8 protein-coding genes and 5 pseudogenes are annotated in these 18,043 nt (G+C 62.4%); 3 read left to right on the top strand and 10 right to left on the bottom strand.

Going from position 1 to position 18,043, the window contains the following annotated elements:
* Nucleotides 1-51 precede the first annotated feature (51 nt).
* The 7 genes and pseudogenes from C7W88_RS12345 to C7W88_RS12325 all read right to left on the bottom strand — a co-directional run bounded on the left by C7W88_RS12345 (nt 52) and on the right by C7W88_RS12325 (nt 9,899).
* Nucleotides 52-2,098 (bottom strand): annotated as a pseudogene (locus tag C7W88_RS12345) (glycoside hydrolase family 97 protein).
* Nucleotides 2,098-3,732 carry an alpha-amylase family glycosyl hydrolase gene (locus tag C7W88_RS12340; protein WP_240344629.1) on the bottom strand — a complete coding sequence of 545 codons (1,635 nt, stop codon included), beginning with the start codon at nt 3,730-3,732 and terminating at the stop codon, nt 2,098-2,100. The pseudogene C7W88_RS12345 and the gene C7W88_RS12340 overlap by 1 nt, the downstream one beginning before the upstream one ends.
* Nucleotides 3,729-5,551, bottom strand: a pseudogene (locus tag C7W88_RS12335) (alpha-amylase family glycosyl hydrolase). The gene C7W88_RS12340 and the pseudogene C7W88_RS12335 overlap by 4 nt, the downstream one beginning before the upstream one ends.
* Complete coding sequence (locus C7W88_RS24375; RefSeq protein ID WP_255418812.1) at nt 5,544-5,723, bottom strand: tryptophan 7-halogenase; 180 nt, start codon at nt 5,721-5,723, stop codon at nt 5,544-5,546. Before C7W88_RS24375 ends, C7W88_RS12335 begins: the two are co-directional and overlap by 8 nt.
* 3 nt (nt 5,724-5,726) lie before the next feature.
* Nucleotides 5,727-5,795: pseudogene (locus C7W88_RS24370) on the bottom strand (hypothetical protein); the annotation flags it as partial.
* 104 nt (nt 5,796-5,899) lie between these two features.
* Nucleotides 5,900-7,011: pseudogene (locus C7W88_RS12330) on the bottom strand (tryptophan halogenase family protein); the annotation flags it as partial.
* 170 nt (nt 7,012-7,181) lie between these two features.
* Nucleotides 7,182-9,899: a TonB-dependent receptor gene (locus C7W88_RS12325; RefSeq protein WP_118074754.1), complete on the bottom strand. Its 2,718-nt coding sequence runs from the start codon at nt 9,897-9,899 to the stop codon at nt 7,182-7,184.
* A 352-nt stretch (nt 9,900-10,251) separates the two neighbouring features.
* On the opposite strand from C7W88_RS12325, the gene C7W88_RS12320 reads away from it, so the two are divergent.
* The 3 genes and pseudogenes from C7W88_RS12320 (at nt 10,252) to C7W88_RS12310 (ending at nt 13,825) form a co-directional block, all read left to right on the top strand.
* Nucleotides 10,252-11,286, top strand: a complete 1,035-nt coding sequence (locus C7W88_RS12320; protein ID WP_118074753.1) for a LacI family DNA-binding transcriptional regulator — start codon at nt 10,252-10,254, stop codon at nt 11,284-11,286.
* Between the two features lie 138 nt (nt 11,287-11,424).
* Complete coding sequence (locus C7W88_RS12315; RefSeq protein WP_118073752.1) at nt 11,425-12,930, top strand: MFS transporter; 1,506 nt, start codon at nt 11,425-11,427, stop codon at nt 12,928-12,930.
* Nucleotides 12,927-13,825, top strand: a pseudogene (locus tag C7W88_RS12310) (ROK family protein). The gene C7W88_RS12315 and the pseudogene C7W88_RS12310 overlap by 4 nt, the downstream one beginning before the upstream one ends.
* On the opposite strand, the gene C7W88_RS12305 reads toward C7W88_RS12310, so the two are convergent.
* The 3 genes from C7W88_RS12305 to C7W88_RS12295 are packed head-to-tail and all read right to left on the bottom strand — an operon-like array spanning nt 13,804 to nt 18,021.
* Complete coding sequence (locus C7W88_RS12305) at nt 13,804-15,126, bottom strand: glycoside hydrolase family 32 protein (RefSeq protein ID WP_118073751.1); 1,323 nt, start codon at nt 15,124-15,126, stop codon at nt 13,804-13,806. The pseudogene C7W88_RS12310 and the gene C7W88_RS12305 overlap by 22 nt on opposite strands.
* 1 nt (nt 15,127) lies before the next feature.
* Nucleotides 15,128-16,522 carry a putative 2OG-Fe(II) oxygenase gene (locus C7W88_RS12300; protein WP_118073750.1) on the bottom strand — a complete coding sequence of 465 codons (1,395 nt, stop codon included), beginning with the start codon at nt 16,520-16,522 and terminating at the stop codon, nt 15,128-15,130.
* The gene (locus C7W88_RS12295; protein ID WP_118073749.1) at nt 16,519-18,021 is read right to left on the bottom strand and encodes a tryptophan halogenase family protein; all 1,503 of its coding nucleotides are present in this window, start codon (nt 18,019-18,021) and stop codon (nt 16,519-16,521) included. Before C7W88_RS12295 ends, C7W88_RS12300 begins: the two co-directional genes overlap by 4 nt.
* Between the last annotated feature and the right edge of the window lie 22 nt (nt 18,022-18,043).

The following is an 18,043-nucleotide window of genomic DNA, read 5'->3' as shown; positions in this document are numbered from 1 at the left end:
ACGGTGTGCACTGCACCATGGCCGGCCGCAATCCGCAATCGTGCCGAAAGGCTACTTCCCCGGATGCAAACGCACGGCAAGGCCGCCGCCCGGCGCCAGCCAAGCAGGCATAACGTCGCCCTTCTTTACCTTGAGCGTGGCATAGGCGATGCGGTGGCGAGCGTCAGTCTCGTAAGTCGCGCCCTCGCCATCCTTCCACACCGTGGCTGTGTAGGTCTTGCCTGGATCGAGGAAGTCGAGGCTCAGCGAAACGTCGCGCGCCGTCGCATCGTTGACACCGCCGACATACCAATCGTCGCTGTTGCGGTCCTTGCGCGCGAAGATGGCGTAGTCGCCAACTTCACCGGCGATCAGGTGGCTTTCCGACCAGTCCGCCGGCACCTGCTTGATAAAGGCCAGCTCCTTGGGGTGCGCCTCGAGGCTCTCGATGAAATCTGCCGCCATCTGGATCGGAGAATAGAGCGCCAGATAGAGCCCGAGTTGCTTGGCCAGCGTCGAAGCCAGCGGCACGTGGTTTGCGCCCTCGAGGCTCAGGATGCCCGGAGTGTAGTCCATCGGCCCCGAAAGCATGCGGGTATAGACCAGCGTCGGTTCATGGTCAGGTCCATTCGCGAACTGGCCCCACGCGTTGTACTCCATGCCGCGTGCGCCTTCGCGATCGATCCAGTTGGGATAGGTGCGGCGCAGGCCAGTATCCTTTACCGGTTCGTGTGCGTTGACGACGATGCGGTACTTCGCGGCTGCCTCCACGACCTTGAGGTGGTGCTGAACCTGACGCTGCCCGTCGTGGTATTCCATCTTGTAGGTGTCAACCGTGTCACCGGGGCGAGAATGCCCCCTGCGTCAGCAACGTATCCGGTCTTGACCGCCCGCACGCCCAGCTTGTCGTAGAGCTTCATCGCGTCTTCGAGCTGCGCCTCGTAGTTGGCGATATTGCCGCCGGTTTCGTGGTGGCCGATCAGCATGACGCCCTTCTTCGCGCCATACTTCGTCACCGCCTCGATATCGAAATCGGGCGTTGCCTGGGTGTAGCTGAAGTCCTTGCCGTTGCCGAACCAGGTGCCGTTCCAGCCCTTGTCCCAGCCTTCGACCAGAACTCCGCCGAAACCGTGCTTGGCGGCAAAGTCCATGTACTGCTTGGTCCGCGCGGTCGTCGCGCCGTGTTTCGGACCTTCCGCCCACGACCAGTCGCCACGGATCATGCCCACCAGATGCCGATGTACTTCATCGGCTTGAAGTAGGAGACATCGCCGATCTTGTTCGGCTCGTTGAGGTTCAATTCGAGGTCGTTCTCGACCAGCCCCTTGGCACTGTCGGCGATGCGCAGCGTGCGCCACGGGGTGTTGAACGGCACGGCGCGCGTCACCTTCGGGCCACTGGATGACGGTGCCAGGGTAGCACGGAACGAAGTGCCGGTCTGGCGCTTGAGCCACATGCCCGAATAGTCGACCAACGCCGCTTCATGGAATGACAGGTGGGTGCCGTCTTCCAGCTTCATCGTGATCGGCGTATGCGCAGTCGAGACGGCGTCGATCGGTGTCTTCTGGTAGACTTGCTCGTACCGGTTCCATTCGCCGCCAGGGATCCACCACGCTGTGCCGTTCTGCGCCAAGTTGAACTCGGTCAGCTCGTCGGCGATCTTCATCACCTTCATCGCGGGCTGCTCGGGGATCTCGTAGCGGAACCCGAACCCGTCGTCGAACAGGCGGAAGCGCACGTTCATGCGGCGGCCGCCCCAGTCCGGCACCTGCTCGAACCTGACCAGCAGCTCATTGTGGTTGTCGCTGACGTAGCGACGCTCACCCCATGGCTGCTCCCACGTCTCCTTGCCCGAGGCGGTCTCGCTGCCGATGATCTTCTGGCCGCGCTGCATGGTCGGGCCATCACTGGTGATGAAGCCAAGCATCGAGGAACCAAGCAGCAGCTTGCCCTTGCGGGTCAGGCTGTAGAGCGGGTGGCCATCGTTGTCGGTGGTGACCGAAAGTACGAGGCTGCCATCGGGCGAAGTCGCGGTCACCGTCTCGGCCAAGGCGGGCGAAACGAGGGCGCACGAAAGCGACAGCGCCAGCGGCGCTGCGATGTTCAGAAGGTTACGCATCAGATCCTCTCTTCGATCAGCAGCGCGCCGAACGGCGGCAACTGCCCAACAGTGGCGCCGTTGACCGACGCGAGTTCCTTGCCATCCCGCACCAGCCCTTGCGGCCAGACCACCGGGACGGAGGACAGGTTGAAAAGTCCTGCAATCGATTGCCCACCAGAAACGCGCCGAATGGCAAGTAGGCATTCGTCTGCATGGAGCACTTCGAAGGAGCCCAGCCGCAGCGCATCGTTTTCACGGCGCAACCGCAGCAAGTCCGAGGTCAGGTTGAGCAGCGATGCCGGGTCGGCTTCTTGCCGGTCTACTGCACGCGCAAGGTTCTCTTCACCCACTGGAAGCCACGGCGAACCGCCGGTAAAGCCACCCTCACCCGCCTGCACCATCCATGGCATCGGCGTCCGCGCGCCATCTCGCGAAAGCGTCAGGGGCCAGTTGGCAATGGCTTCCGGGTCCTGCAACTGCTCGAACGGAATCTCGACCTGCGTCAGCCCGAGCTCCTCGCCCTGATAGACGATGATATTGCCGCGCAGCGATGTGAACAGCATCGCCTTCAGCCGCGCAAACGCGTCGCGATCATCGGGGCTGCACCAACGCGAAAGCGCGCGGGGCGCGTCGTGGTTCTCGAAAGCCCAGCTCGGCCAACCGATGCCCGGCGTGTCCGGCCACTTGGCAACGGCCTGCTCAACAAACCTGGGCGTCAGCTTGTCGGCATAGAGGAAATCGAAGCCATAGGCGCTATTTAGGTGATCCTCACCGGCGGTGAAGGCCTTCATCTCGGTTTCGGCCAGATCGCCGCCCACTTCGGCCACGGTGAACACCGCGCCATATTCATCGCACAGCTTTCGCACGCGCTGGATGAACTTGAGGATGTCGGGGTGCGACTGGTTGTAGATCTTCAGCTGGTAGTCGAACGGCCGCGTCTTGCGACGGCCGTCGTCGGGCGACGGCGGATTGTCGCGCAGCGTCGGATCGTGCATCAGGAAGTTGAGCGCATCGAGCCGGAACCCGTCGACGCCGCGATCCAGCCAGAACCGCATGACGCCAAGCAGCGCATCCTGCACATCGGGATTGTGCGCATTCATCTGCGGCTGGCTGGAAAGGAAGTTGTGCAGGTAATACTGCCGCCTCCGCGCGTCCCAGGTCCACGCGGGACCGCCGAACACCGATTGCCAGTTTGAGGGCGGCGAACCATCAGGCTTCGGGTCGGCCCAGACGTACCAGTCGGCCTTGTCGTTCAACTGGTCCTGACGGCTTTCCTCGAACCAGGGGTGCAAGTCCGAAGTATGGGCGTATACCTGATCGATCGTGACCTTGAGGCCGAGTTCATGCGCCCGCTTCACCATGACGTCGAAGTCAGCGAGCGTGCCGAAGATCGGATCGACGTCGCAGTAGTCGGCCACGTCATAGCCGAAATCACGCATTGGTGACTTGAAGAAAGGCGAGACCCAGATTGCGTCCACGCCGAGCCGCGCGACATGGTCGAGCCGTTGTGTAATGCCCGGCAGGTCGCCGATGCCGTCGCCGTTGGAATCGCAGAAGCTGCGCGGGTAAATCTGATAGATTGCAGCGCCACGCCACCACGGCGCGTCGGCCTGCGGCATGGGGCTGGCAAGGACGGCTTCTGAAGTCTTCATCGAACAGTCAATTCCGGGGAGGGAGCAACACGGCAGACCATGCTGCCGAAGGCGGGTAGCTCGACAGTAACGCTGCCGGGCGCGGAAACCTGCGCCGGGCATTGCCCGTGGAGCGTCTCAAGGCTTGTTGCGGACGCGCCGATCACGCTTTGCACGGCGATCGGCTTGTCCGAGGTGTTGAACGCGATGAAATATTCGGTACCGCCAACCGGATCGAAGCGGGAGACTGAAAACAATCCGGGCGCTTCCGAATACGTTCGCGTAACTTGCCGTCCCCGCGCAAGCGCCGGGTGGGCCTTGCGCAGTTGGGCCAGTGTCGCGATCAACCTGTAGAAGGGATGCGCAGGATCGAAGTTGGCCGTCGCGGTGGTTGCGGAAGTGCCAAGCAGGCGGTTGTCGTTGTAGCTCGCGACCTTGCTCGCGAACATGTCTTCGCGAGCATCCTGATCGTTGCCATCGCCAACAAAGCCCTGCTCGTCGCCAGAGTAGATCACGGGAGAACCGCGCAGGGTCAGCAGCATCACGTGGGCAAGCTCGACGCGGTTGGTCAGTTCTGCATCCGAAATCCCCGGCATGTCCTTGGCGAGAAGCGTTGAGAAGCGGCCCATGTCATGGTTGCCAAGGAACGTCGGCATCGCGAGCGCAGCTTCTTCGCCACCCTGATAGAGCACGTCGCCATCGAACGTATCAGCGAGGACCTCGGTGCCCCTGCCCTGTCCCAGCACCGCGCGCACCGCGCCCTGGAAGGCGAAGTCCAGCACGGCGGGATAGCCGTCACGGCGGGTGTACCGGGCGATGGTGCCGGGGTCCGAACCTTCGTGCGCTACTTCGCCGAAGATCGTGAAGTTCGGGATGTCGGCTTTCTTCGCCGTATCCAGCATCGCAGGAATGAACGCCTGCCAGAAGCCCGGATCGACGTGCTTGGCGGTGTCGATGCGATAGCCGTCGATGCCGAACCGCCTGATCCAGTCGGCATAGATTTCGATCATTCCGGCGCGAACGCGCGGGTGCTCGGTGAACAGGTCGTCGAGCCCGGCAAAGTCGCCGAAGCGGCTGTTTTCGCCCCGGAACGTGCTGTCCCGCGGTTGTGGTAATAGATCGGATCGTTGAGCCAGTCGGGAACCTTCACATGCGCCTCGGCAGGCGGCACGAACGGTTCATAGGCCGCGCCGGGATCGGTCAGCCTGGCGAAGTTCGTCGCGCTCGAATCCTCGTCGCCAGCAAATCCTGGATTGATCGGCTTACCGTTCAGGCCACCCTTGCGCGAATAGGGCCAGTTCGCCTTGTCGCGATAGGTGTACTGGCCACCCTTATACTGGATCACATCTGCCGTGTGGTTGGCGATGATGTCCATGTAGACCCTCATCCCACGCGCATGCGCGGCATCGACCAGCGCCTTGAAATCGGCGTTGGTACCGAAATGCGGGTCGACCCGGGTAAAGTCGGTCACCCAGTAGCCGTGGTATCCGGCGCTCTCCAACCCCGGCCCGCCCTGCACCGGCTTGTTCTTGAAAATCGGCGCCACCCAAATCGCCGTCGCGCCAAGTCCCTGAAGGTAGTCGAGGCGCTGGGTCAGTCCTTTCAGGTCGCCGCCATGGTAGAAGCCCTTGGCCGCAGGGTCGAAGCCGGTCTTGTAGCGGTCACCCTTCAGGCCCCCGAGATCGTTGGCCTTGTCGCCGTTCTCGAACCGGTCAGGCAGCAGAAAATAGATCGTCTCCCCCGCTGCCGGACGCGCCCGGACTTCTGCCAGCGGCACATCGGCCCGCGCAGGTTGCGAGGCGAGCAGCGCCAGCAGGGAAAGACCTATGAACTTACGCATGCACCGGTACCTGCCCGCAGACATGAGCGACGTAATCGGCGTGGGATGGCATTCGGGCAACGTCCTTTGCATAGGCACCGCGAACGGTTTCGAGGAAGGCTTTGAGGCTTTCAGACGCAACCTGATCGGCGAGTGGATGCCAGCGCTGAGGAATCACCCCCTGCCCGATCATCACCTGCGCCCAACCGGGCACGTCAAACAGTTCGTCATGCTCGCGCACGATGCGGCCAGAGGCACGGAACATGGCCAATCGCTCACCCAAAGCCTCGGGAGTTGTCCTTCCGCTTCCATCTGCCTGAGAGCGTCCCAGAAGGGTTCGCCGTGCCTGCCATTGGCGACATAGTGCAAGATCACGAAGTCGCGGATGCGCTCGATCTCGAACGTTGCCAGGCGGTTGTAAGCATCGCGGTCGGCATCCTGCACAGGGCCGTTGGGCAGGAAATCGACTACGCGACTGATCGCTGTCTGGATGAGATGGATCGAGGTGGATTCCAAAGGCTCGATAAAGCCCGACGAAAGCCCCACCGCCACGACGTTGCGCTCCCAGAACTTCTCCCGCCGCCCAGCCTTGAAGCGGATCGTTCGCGGCTCAGCCAGTTGCTCGCCATCCAGCCTGTCAAGCAAGCGAGCCGTCGCCTCATCCTCGCTCATCATTTCAGAGCAGAAGACGTGGCCGTTTCCGGTGCGATGTTGCAGCGGAATGCGCCAGCACCACCCGGCGGGCTGGGCAATCGAACGGGTATAAGGGACCAACGGCTCGGCGCGCACACAGGGCACCGCCACAGCGCGATCGCACTTGAGCCATTCGCTCCAATCGACATAACCGACGCCCATCTCCTGGCCCAGAAGCAGGCTGCGGAAGCCAGAGCAGTCTACGAAGAGATCGCCTTCAACCACCTCGCCACGCTCGAGCCGAAGCGCCGCAAGATCACCGCTCAGCGCATTGCGGTCGAAACCGACGATCCGACCTTCGATCCGGCGAACGCCGCGACCTTCGGCGTAACGCCTCAGGAATGCGGCATAGAGAGAGGCGTCGAAGTGGTAGGAATAGGGCATTGGCGGCAGCGCGCTGCCTTGGGGCGGTCGATGTGTGCAAACCTGTTCGCATCGGATGCGACGGCGTTGAGCACGTATTCGCCAAATGGGCCTGCAAGTCCCTGCGCGCGACCGCGAAGCCAGTAGTGATGAAACGGAAGTACGCCGAGGCTGCGCCCGGTCAGCCCGAAACCGTGGATATAACGGTCATCAAAACCGCCCCAGCCCTCGAAAGCGATGCCGAGCTTCCATGTGCCATTGGTCTCGCGCAGAAACTGGGCTTCGTCGATGCCGAGGGTCTGGTTGAACAGGCGGACCATCGGGATGGTCGCCTCACCAACGCCGACCGTGCCGATTTCCTCGGATTCCACGAGAGTGACTTGCCAATGCGGCGCAGCAAGCCGGGACAGCGCGGCCGCAGTCATCCATCCCGCCGTGCCACCGCCCGCGATGACGATCCTGCGCTGATGTGAAGCCGACACGTCCGTTCTCCCGCAGTGAATTCTTTAAAGAGTGCCTTCTGCGGGCACTTCCTGGCAACGTCTCTGTCCCCAAAAGGGTGGAGGGGCGGGATGAGGCCGCCCCTCCGGAGGGATCAGAACTTGTAGTTGAAGCCCGCCATGAAGCGGCGGCCATAGGTCTGGTAATTGCGGATCTGCAGCGGCGCACCGTTGTCGACCGAAACGAAAGGCTCGTCAGTCAGATTCTGACCCTGCACGAAGATGGACAGACCGTTGAGCGGGCTGTTTTCCTTGAAGTCATAGCCGATCTGCGCATCGACGATGGTTTCCTTCAGCGCGCGGCGCAGTTCACGCTCGCCGCCGAAGCCAACGAAGATGCCCTGGAACGACGAGCGATGACGGGCCGAGACGCGAGCGTTGAAACCGGCCTTCTCGAAGAACAGCGTGCCCGAAGCGACCCAGCGCGAATAGTCTGGCAGATCCATCGAATTCGCGTTCGGACCGGGCTTGATCGAAGTCTTGGTGTAGCCAAGGCCGCCGGTGAAGCCGAACCCTTCAAGCGCCGGGGTGATGACTTCGAACGGAAGCGTGCCGGCGAGTTCCACGCCATAGAGCTTGCCGCCCGAACCGTTGACCGCCGTATTGATCGTGCCGACGAAGTTCGTGATCGGAACCGGGGCAACGATGGGCAGGCCGGTGTAGTCGTAAGGAACGACATCCTTGTAGATGTAGTTGTCGAGCTTCTTGTAGAACATCTGCAGGCCGACGTAGCCCTTGCGTCCGAAGTACTTCTCGATGTTCAGGTCAGCTGCCCACGCACGGTACGGACGCAGCTGCGGGTTACCGCCGTTTCCGGTGATCACGCCGCTGTTGACATTGTAGCTGTAGTCCAGGCTGACCTTCATGTCCTCGAAGCGCGGACGCTGGATCTCGCGGGCCGCAGCAAAGCGGACAACCCAATCACCCGGAATGCGGAAGTTGAGGTTGAGGCTGGGCAGGATGTCCCAATAACGCGCGCCGCGGGTGACAGGCACCAGCGATGCAGCTGCCAGGTTCACGAAGCCGCGCGACTTCTGCTCGGTGTTCTGGGCCAGAACGCCGATGTTGCCGTCCATCTCGACGTCGCCGAGCGTCGCCTTGAGGTCGCCCTTCAGGTAGATCGACATCACGCGCTCGGTGACCGAGTAGGCCTTGGCGGGCACGTCCTTCGAGGCATTGAGCGTCTTCACGTAGACGCCGTCCTCAAGCATCCTGAACGGATCGTAGCCGATGATCGGGCCCGCACCAATGAACGACAGGTCTGTCGCGCCCGTGCGATACTTCTCCGGCACGACCAGCGACTTGGCGCCACCAGTGAGATTGAGGAAGTACTCGACCGGGGTCTTGGCCTTGGTCCGATCGACGTATGCCGTGCCGACAGTGATCTTCGAAAGAAAGCTGTCCTCCAGTTCCTTGCCGACTTCGACCTGGAAGCTCTTTATCTCATCGTCGATGATACGATCGTTGTAGTAGCCTTCCTGCGAACCCTTCGGCGCACCACCACCCCAACCGAGCGGATCGGTCAGCACGATGGTGTTGTAGTTGCCGTAATCGAGCACGTGGCTGGTGAAGCTGGTGCCGGTCGGCCCGCTGACGAAAGTCAGTGTGTCCGCCGCGCCAACGCCCGCGCCCGGACCAGTGCCTGCGTTGGTTTCGAGGCTCAGTTCGTTGCGGTCCGTCTTCGAATAGCCGAAGTCGAACGAAGCCGACCAGCCATCTTCGCCAGCCCAAGCCGCGTTGAAGCCGCCCGAGAAGATGTCGGAGTTGCGCTCGTAGCCGTGGTTGTTGACGACAGCTTCGACGCCAGAGAACGTGCCCTTGGTGATCAGGTTGCCATTGGTCTCGATGCCGGTCGGCGACAGCTGCGCTCCGCTCCAGGCAAGCGGGAACTCGATGCCGCGCTTGATCTGCTTGTCCTTGAAATTGCCGTAGAAGCCGTCAACCGTCAGGGTCAGTGCGTCCACCGGCTTGAACTGAACGGTGCCTTGAATGCCGAGGCGCTTGAGCTGCGTGGAAACGCCAAACGGCTTCATGCCGCCGATGATCTTGGTGTTGTTCGGGCCGTCGGCGTAACCCCAGGCTTCGAATTCCTGAGCCTGGTAGGGCTCGTCGGTGTAGGCGGCCGACAGTGCCACGCCGAGACGGTCTTCCATGAACTGGCCGACGTAGGTCGCAGTTGCGCGATAGCCGAACTCGTTGCTGTCCTTGTTGACCTTGCCGAGGTCTGCATAAGTGCCGCGGCCGCCGAACGAGAGCAGGCTCTTGCCAAATTCGAGCGGGCGGATCGTCTTGATGTCGACGGTACCCACGAGGCCCTGGTGGACAAGGTTCGCCTGCGGTGTCTTGTAGACGTCAACGCGGCTGACGATTTCCGACGGGAACTGGTCGAACTCGACATTGCGCTGCTCGCCCGTCGAGGTCTGCGGGCGACCATTCAGCGTGGTCGAGGACAGGTCCGCGCTCGAACCACGGATAGCGATCGAGTTGGCGCGGCCGAACAGGCGCTGGGTGGTGAGGCCCGGAAGACGCGCGATCGATTCACCGATCGATGCATCGGGAAGACGGCCGATGTCTTCTGCCGAAACCGATTCCACGATGACCGGCGAGGTCTTCTTGACGTTCACGGCCGTGGCGAGCGCAGCGCGGAAGCCGGTCACGACGATGGCCTGTTCCTGCGCTTCAGGAGCGGTGTCAGCCTGCGCCTGATCCTGTGCCGGGGCAGCATCCTGCGCCATGGCCGGGGTCGCGGCGAGCGCAACCGTGATGGCGGCGAGCGATACGCCCGCAGCAGCGGATAATGTGCGAATTGCCATGTTGAAACTCACTCCCCAAGCCGGACTGTCCCGGCCCTGAACCTTTTGCGAATACCTGTGCTCGAACTGGGCGGAGCCGCTGATCCCGGCCTTCCGCTCCATTTCGGTTTAAGGGAGCGATGAAGATTGGCGAATATGGCATACGTATACTATGCATGCGCCGGCACTCGGATTGGTTTCAGATGATGCTATTTGGCAACGCTCGAGCTGCGCGCAAAACGCTTAAAAAATGGACGTTTTCCTTGCGATTCGACTGGCGCAGCCGCCACCCCATTGCATGACCGAAACATCGCGCATAAAGTCGGCGATGACCGACCACGGGACCACACCGGGCGGTGGGAGTGATCGGGATATGGGGCGCAGGCCTTCCAACAAACCAACCAGTTTCGACATTGCCTACCTTGCCGGCGTATCACAGCCCACTGTGAGCAGGGCGTTGCGCGGCAGCAAGTCGGTCAGTCTCGCAACGCGGCAGAAGATCGAGGCCATCGCTCGGCAACTCAACTACACGGTCGACAAGAACGCTTCGTCGCTGCGCTCGCAACGGTCAAACACGCTGGCTCTGCTGTTTTTCGAGGACCCAACGCCGGACGAATCCAACATCAACCCGTTCTTCCTCGCCATGCTCGGGTCGATCACGCGGCATTGCGCCCATCGCGGGCTGGACCTGCTCATTTCGTTCCAGAAACTGGATGACGATTGGCACAAGCGATACCAGGACAGCCATCGCGCGGACGGCCTGATCCTGCTTGGTTATGGCGACTATACGGCATACGAGCCGCGGCTACGCCAGTTGCTCCGATCCGGCACGCATTTCGTACGCTGGGGCTCGGTTGACGACGGCACAATCGGAGCCACGGTCGGGTCGGACAATTTCGGCGCGGGACGGCTTGCGGGCGAGCACCTTCTGGCACGCGGACGAAAGCGGATCGCGTTCCTCGGCCAAGCGGATTCGCACTATCCGGAATTCGAACAGCGCTATGCAGGCCTTGCCAAAGCTGTCGTGACAGCAGGCCTCTCACCAGACCCGGCCCTGCTCGTCGACGCCGTCTCATCGGAAGAAAACGGCTATCACGCCGCGCGCGAGCTCCTGTCGCGGGAGGCGCCGTTCGATGCGATCTTTGCCGCCAGCGATCTCATTGCGGTAGGCGCCATGCGTGCACTTTCCGAAGCCGGACTCTCGGTTCCGGAAGAAGTCGCGGTCGTCGGCTTTGACGACATTCCGGCCGCGGCCTTCACGTCACCTCCGCTCACCACGATCATGCAGGATATCCGCCTGGCTGGCGAAGCGCTGGTGGAAAGCGTTCTCGCGCAAGTCGAAGGCCGCCCAGGCAATCCCCGCGTGCTGCCGGCCCGGCTAGTGGTTCGCGCAAGCAGCGGTGGTTGATCCGCCGGCGGTCTTGGTATTCGTATGCGCATCGATTGCAGGAACGTCCGGTTTCTGCAACTTCGCACGGCCTGATTGCAATGCAATGGCCGCGCGAGACGGCCACCTGACGCACGAATAGCGCCCCATGGAGAGCTGATGACCACCTCGATCCGCCAACCCGCAAGGGAGAAACCAAGGCAGAGCTTCTGGGGACTGTGGAACATCAGCTTCGGCTATTTTGGTATCCAGATTGCTTTCGCACTGCAAAACGCCAACGTCAGCCGCATTTTCCAGTCACTTGGCAGCTCCGTCGATGATCTCGCCTTCCTGTGGATCGCAGGACCAGTCACCGGCCTGATCGTGCAGCCGCTGATCGGGTATCATTCGGACCGCACATGGGGCTTCCTCGGCCGCCGTCGCCCCTATTTTCTTGCCGGTGCCGTTCTGGCCGGATTGGCGCTGATCGGCCTGCCCAACACCGGGCTGCTCCTGCTCGCCGCGGCCTTTCTGTGGCTCCTCGATGCCTCGCTCAACGTCGCGATGGAGCCGTTCCGCGCCTTTGCCGGAGACATGACGCCGGACGACCAGCGCGCGCAGGCCTTTGCCTTCCAGACGTGCTTTATCGGGGCTGGCGCCGTGTTGGGCAGCCTCGCGCCGGCGCTTTTCAACTGGCTCGGGATTGCCAACGTCGCTCCTGAAGGAGTGATCCCGCCGTCCGTCCGCTACAGCTTCTATCTCGGCGCGGCAGCAATGATCTTCAGCGTTGGCTGGACGGTGCTACGAGTGCGCGAATACTCGCCTGCGGAGATGGCAGAGTTCGATGCCGACTCCGACCACAATCAGGGCGGAGAGCACCAGCCACTGATCTATCCGCGCCGTGGGCCGTTCTGGGTGATTGCCGGGATTCTCATGCTCGGCTTGGTCGAAACGCTCGCCCTCGACAAGCAACTCTATGTCCTTGGTGCCGGGCTGTGTGCCTTCGGACTGATCCAGATTGGCGTTCGTGCCACGTCGGCCAAGGGCGCGCTGGCGCACATCGTCAGCGATCTTGCCCAGATGCCCGTCCAGATGCGCCAACTGGCATTTGCGCAGTTCTTCACGTGGATCGGCTTCTTTATCGTCTGGATCTACACGACGCCGGTGGTCACCGCGCAGGCATTCGGCGCGACCGACACGACCAGCTTTGCCTATAACGCAGGCGCGGACTGGGTCGGCATCATGTTCGCGTTTTACAACGGCGTTGCCGCGCTTGCAGCGTTCCTGCTGCCCGTCCTGGCCCGCCGCATTGGTAATGCTGCGACCCACGCGGTCGGGCTGCTATGCGGGGCAGCGGGCTTCGTGGGGATTCTACTGATCCGCGATCCGAATGCGCTGCTGCTGCCGATGGTCGGGATGGGCATTGCCTGGGCATCCGTGCTGTCGATGCCCTACGTCATTCTGACGAGAGTGCTGCCGCCGCGAAAGTTCGGAATCTATATCGGCATCTTCAATTTCTTCATCGTCATACCGCAACTCGTAGTCGCTACACTGATGGGCGGCGTGATGCGCAGCTTCTTCCCCGGAGAGCCGCGTTGGACGATGTTGGTTGCAGCACTGATGATGACGGCGGCTGCAGCGGCCATGATGCTGGTGAAGGAAAATGCGAAAGTGACAAGCGAATGAGCGACAAAGGTCTGATCGGAGCGGTCGAAGCCGGCGGCACCAAGTTCGTGCTTGCCCTTGCCACGCATGAGGGCGAAATCCTCGCCCGCACGCGCATGCCGACCAATACGCCTGCCGAGACTTGGCCAGCGATGCAGGCTTTTTTTGAAGAAGCCAGCGCGCAACATGGTCCGATCGCGGCGTTCGGTGTGGCAAGCTTCGGCCCGATCGATATCGACCCGACGTCATCCACATACGGCACTTTCACCACCACGCCCAAGCCGGGCTGGTCAGGCGCACGGTTTCACGACGTGCTGTCCGGATTTGGCGCCCCAATCAAGGTAGACACCGACGTGAACGGCGCTGCGATCGGCGAATGGATGGCCGGGGCCGGACAAGGCTGTCGCACGCTCGCCTATACCACCATCGGAACAGGCGTTGGCACCGGCGTGGTGCGCGACGGGCAGTCGCTGATGGGCATTTCGCATTTCGAAAGTGGCCACATCCAGCCTCCGCGCGATGCCTCGCGCGATCCCTTCCCTGGCATCTGCCCTATCACAGCGACTGCCTTGAAGGCCTGGCTTGTGGACCAGCCATTGAAAAGCGCTGGGGCACGAGCCTCGACAAGCTCGGGTCAGAGGAAGTGGGCATCGTGGCCGACTACATCGCCCACCTCGCCTCGACGCTCGTGCTGCTGCACATGCCGGACCGGCTGATCTTCGGCGGTGGCGTGATGAAGGCGCCCGGGCTGGTTGAATCTGTGCGCAAGGCCACGGCTGCCAAGATTAATGGCTATGTCCAGCACCCACGCCTCGACTCCGGGCTACAGGGCTACATCGTCACCCCGGGCCTTGGCGATGATGCCGGCATCACCGGCGCCATCGAACTGGGCCGTCAGGCGCTCGAGGCGAGGTAACGGGCAGAGAGCCTGCCGGTGCCACGCAGCGCCCATGCCTCACCGGCAAGGCGATGTTGCAAGGTGAGGCAGTCCGCCCCTGCCCCAGCGACGATCTCGATGCTGCCATAGTCGAGCCAGATCTCGACTGGCCCGACGCCGGTGAGCGCCATTTCGCTCCTGTGATCAAGCTGTGGCGTCACCGCGTCCTTGCGGATGACCTCGATCCTGCCTCCTTTGCAAACGCAAGCGAGCGAGCGGCCCGCGTCATCGGAGAGCGTGAACGCCCAATCGCCAGCATCCGCCGTCAGCATGGCGCAACTCGGCAGCGGAAAGCAGCCATGGTCCAGTTCGATCTTCTCGGCATCGCCGAACAAGGCGCGGCATGATCGTTCGATCGACTGGACGAGGACGAAACCGCCCTCGCCGCGTCTGAAGGAAAGCCTGCGAGGCAGGCTCATCGCGCCGCGCCAGCCCTGCAGCGGCAAGTGCTTCTGCACGGCATGGTTACCCATCCAGCCAATCCACGTCGGCCGATCCAAGCGATCACGCGGTTCGATCCAGCCAATTGCCGCGTAGAACTCATCGCCATGGTCAGCCACCAGCCAGGCACTTTCGGCCGTGAACCGAACACCATCAAAGCTGCCGACCCGATAAAGAGCGCCCGATCCCGGTGCGCCTGAAAGCACATCGACCTTGAACAGCCAGCGCGTCTGATCCGTGCCTTCAACAGGCAATTCGACGAGGAATGGGCATTCCCACAAGTGCCCCGGAGCACCGTCCGTCGGTATCTCGGACAGCTCTTGCCATGATTTCAGGTCGTCCGATCCATAGAGCAAGGCGCGATTTTCGTCGGACAGAACCACGGCCATGATCCAGCGCCGCGTCGGCTCATGCCAGAACACGCTGGGGTCTCTGAAGTCTGCCATCTGGCGATCCAGCACCGGATTCGCTGCATACTTGGTGAAAGTCCGCCCCAGATCACTGCTTGCGGCAATGCATTGGAACTGGTGCTGTCGATCCGTTCTTGCGCCGGTGTAGATCGCGATTATCGCACCATGTCCCAAACCCGCACTGCCAGCATGATCGATCACAGCCGAGCCCGAAAAGATCATGGTCTGGTCTTCCTCCGCCAAAGCGATCGGCAGTTCCTGCCAATGCGCAAGGTCGGGCGAAACGGCATGCCCCCACGACATGTGCCCCCATTCCTCGCCGAAGGGATTGTACTGGTAGAACATGTGCCACTCGCCATCCTGCCAGACGAGGCCGTTGGGATCGCTCAGCCAGTTGGCGGCGGGAGCATAATGATAACGAGGGCGCATCTCAGGCCTTTTCGGGCGAATTGGGCATCGATTGGGCGGGAACGACGTCAAAAGCGATGGTCATTCGCTCTCCGTCGGTGAACGGCACTGTGCCGTGCCACATGGTCGAGGGAAACAGCACGAGCCGGCCAGGCTTTGGTTCGACCGAGCCATAAGGCTCAAGCCCCAGCCCGAGTTCGGGCGGCGGGTTGCCGAATTGCAGGTAACCTGCCGGCGCCGGTCCCCGCTGCGACGCCTCCGGCGCGGTCACGTATAGCGCGGAACTGATCCAGCCCATCGGGTGCGTGTGCGTGGCGTGATAGCCGCCGGGGCGCAACTTCACTGACCAGCTGCCGGCGAACAGGAACCGGCCTCGCGGCGCGGCGAACAGTGGGTGTGTGGCGTCAGGCGGCGACAATTCATCAATGTAACGCGCGACTGCGGCTTCGATCTTGCTCCTTGCTGCAGCGATCACGGGATCGATCCGCAGGAGAAGAGGCCGTTCGGTCTGGGTGCCACCGCGAACGGACTGTTCGTGCCATGGCTCGTTCATTGTGTGTAACTGACGGAGCGTTCGTGCCAGTTCAGCCAGTTCTTCAGCGCTGAAGCCGAGATCGAACGAACGCACATCGCGCATCCCGCCGTCGAGCCAATCAACGCGGGCATCGCCGAGGAGCCGCCACGCGAGGGAGAGATAGGACCAGAAGGCCCGCATCGGCGGAGTGCCAGCGTGGCGCAGACAGACGTCGCGCGCGCGCTCGATCTGTCCGCCGCGCAGGAAGTGCCTCACGCGGGCGAGATCGAGTCCCACATCCTGAACATGCTCCACACCGTCGAACAATGCCGCGTTCTCAGCCGCTTCACCGCTCTCGCTGGCAAGGAACAGCTTGCCGAGCAGCGATGCCTGGCGTTCGCCCAATGCCGCTTCGGCGTCGGTGATGACAGCGCGGGCGCTTTCCCATTGCCGGGCCGTGGCCAGCACATGGAACCACGCCATCCTCAGGCCGAAGTTGGCCGGATCGCGCTCGATCGCGGCAGAAAAGCTGCGCGCAAAGTCCGGATCGCCGGCCGTCGCGCGCATTCCGCAAAGACAGCGATGGCCCTCGATCCAACCGGGATTGGCGGCCAGCACGGTTTCCAGTAGAGCTTCTGCTTCTGTCAGCCGTCCTTCCGCCGCCAAGGCTGCGGCGCGGCTGCGCTGAAGGTCTATCCGCTGGGGCTGCAATCTTGCAGCATCGGCATAGAGGTCCGCAGCATTCAGCCCGGCCTCGAACGAGATCTGCGCGAGCCCCAGCGCCACGTTTGGATCGTTCGGAACGGCCTTGGCTGCCAGCAGGATCGCGTCAAGCGCACCGCCAAGGTCCTGCACTTCGCGCAAGGCAATGGCGCGTTGGAACAGGGCTTGCGCCTCGCTCATGCTGCGCAGTTGGCCTTGATGAACTGCTCGTGGGTAGGCTGCTGAAGCGCTGCGTGGTGCATGGCGGCACGGAGCTTGCCCAACCACTCGCGTCCGTCGATTCCGCGGTAGTCGGCGAGCGGATCGGTCCGCTCGGGAATGTTGCCCTGCCCGATATGCACCGCCAGCCAGGACGGCGCGCCGAACAGGTCGGCATCGCGCTGCACAAGACGGCCGTAACGGCGGAAATGCTCGACCTTGGTGTTGAGCGTATCGGGAATAGCCATCGCTGCGCAGTAGCGCCAAAGCTCGGAATCATCGCGCGTGGTGAGCTTGTAGTGCAGGATCAGGAAATCGCGGATCCGCTCGTACTCGTTGATGGCGATGCGGTTGTACTCCTCGATCACCATCGGATCGAAGGTGCGGTCGGGGAAGAGCGCAAGCAGCTTGGAGATGCCGGCCTGGATCAGGTGAATCGAGGTCGACTCCAGCGGCTCCATGAATCCGCTCGACAGACCCACTGCGATCACGTTCTTCTCCCAGAACGACTTGCGCCGTCCGGTAACGAAACGCAGCGGACGCGGATCTGCCAGCGCCTTTCCATCAAGGCGCGACAACAGCTTCTCCGCCGCCTCGTCCTCGGACAGGAACTGGCTGCAGAACACATAGCCGTTGCCGGTGCGATGCTGCAGCGGAATGCGCCATTGCCACCCGGCTTCCCGCGCGGTCGACCGCGTATAGGGCGTCAAGGGATAGGCATTCTCGCACGGCACCGCCATGGCCCGATCGCACGGCAACCAGTGCGTCCATTCCTCGTAGCCAGCGTTGAGCGCACCTTCGATCAGCAGGCCGCGAAAGCCCGAGCAGTCGACAAACAGCTCGGCCTCGATCTTGCGACCGTCATCAAGCGTCACCCCCGTGACGAAGCCGGTTTCGGCGTTCTGCTGCACGCTGGCAACCTTCCCCTCGATGCGCGTGACGCCCTTGGCTTCGGAGTACTCCCGCAAAAACTTCGCGTAGAGTCCGGCGTCGAAGTGATAGGCATAATCGAAGGTGGACAGCACATTGCGCTGATCCGGCATCGGCGGAGCAAAGCGGTTTTCCTTTGCCAGTGCCCAAGCCATCGAGTGTTCGTCCAACGGCGCGGCCTCACCGGCTTCGCGCGCCCGCAGCCAGTAATGGTGCAGGTTGACGATATCGAACGCCCGGCCGTGCGGACCGAACGGATGGAAATAGCTGTTGCCAAGGCTGCCCCAGTCGACGAACTCGATGCCCAGCTTGAAAGAGCCCTTGGTCTTGCGAACAAACTCGCGCTCGTCGATCTGCAGGGTCTCGTTGAAGGTGCGGATCGGCGGGATAGTCGCCTCGCCCACGCCGACAGTGCCGATTTCTTCGGACTCCACCAGCGTGATGCTGCAATTGTGCCGCAGCGCTTGCGCCAAGGCCGCAGCAGTCATCCATCCTGCGGTGCCACCACCAATCACGGCGACAGAGCGGATCATCAGATCAGGGTTGCTCATGCGATACTGCTCATTCCGGCAT

This window comes from Novosphingobium sp. THN1, from assembly GCF_003454795.1.
GTDB lineage: Bacteria > Pseudomonadota > Alphaproteobacteria > Sphingomonadales > Sphingomonadaceae > Novosphingobium.
Note: the sequence above shows the minus strand (reverse complement) of the source record. Positions and strands in the feature narration are given on the sequence as shown.